This is a genomic window from Colwellia sp. MB02u-10 (assembly GCF_014077185.1).
Lineage (GTDB): Bacteria > Pseudomonadota > Gammaproteobacteria > Enterobacterales > Alteromonadaceae > Cognaticolwellia.
In genome coordinates this window covers 1-967 of record NZ_JACGVK010000086.1, presented here as the reverse complement: position 1 = coordinate 967, position 967 = coordinate 1, and the positions used below count along the sequence as shown (strand labels likewise).

The window sequence follows — 967 nt, the reverse complement described above, 5'->3', positions numbered from 1 at the left end:
TAATATCCTTAACAAAGGATTACTACATATGACTCAAAATTTATCACAAATTATTGCCACTACGACTAATGGTAGACTACGGATCCGATTACTTGCCGTATCTCATTTTAAAGCGGGTAAAAACAGAACACAAATATCGAATTTTTTAAAAGTGAGTCGCACTAGTGTTAATAAGTGGATCAAGTCCTATTTGAATGATGGTTTAACAGGACTTCAGGAAAAAGCACATACTGGACGCCCAAAAGGTCTGACGAATCTTCAATTACTTCAGCTTAAAAATTTTGTCACCGCGACATCTATCAAGCCCAATGGTGGTAGACTTCAAGGGAAAGATGTTCAATCTTATATTGAGGCAGAGTTCAATGTTACGTATCAAAAAACTAACGTATATCACCTGTTGCATGGACTCAATTTAAGCTGGATAACTACTCGGTCGAAACACCCAAAGCAATCAGTTGAAGCACAGGAAGCGTTTAAAAAAATTCTTAATAAAAACGATCCTTAAGATCCCTGGGCATTTACCACTTGCTCGCGTTGATGTGTGGTTTCAAGACGAAGCCAGATTTGGCCAACAAAATACAACAACACGTATTTGGGCAGAAAAAGGAACCAGACCTCGTGTTGTACAGCAACAACAATTTACCTATGCTTATTTATTTGGAGCGGTTTGCGTAACTAATGGAAATACTGAAGCGATCGTATCTCCTTTGAGTAATATGAACGTAATGAAGTCACATTTAGCGCTTATATCTGAAGCCACTGAAGCTGGTAGGCACGCCGTAGTTGTCATGGATGGTGCTAGCTGGCATCAGGAGTACCTTGATCAAGATTTTCCTAATTTGAGTATCATACATATTCCCCCTTATTCACCAGAATTAAATCCTATTGAACAAGTATGGTCATGGCTAAGACAAAATGAAATAGCGAATCGCTCGTTCGCTGATTATGAGGATATAGTGGATAAGTG

General features: G+C 38.6%; 1 protein-coding gene. It reads left to right on the top strand.

Translation table 11 applies throughout. From position 1 onward, the window contains the following. Positions 1 to 28: 28 nt before the first annotated feature. Positions 29 to 967 (top strand): IS630 family transposase gene (locus H4J59_RS19310; protein ID WP_259369382.1). Its coding sequence is split into 2 segments (ribosomal slippage), with 938 coding nucleotides annotated over them: positions 29 to 475 and positions 477 to 967; the frame shifts between segments, so codons are not numbered across the junction. This gene is flagged as partial in the annotation.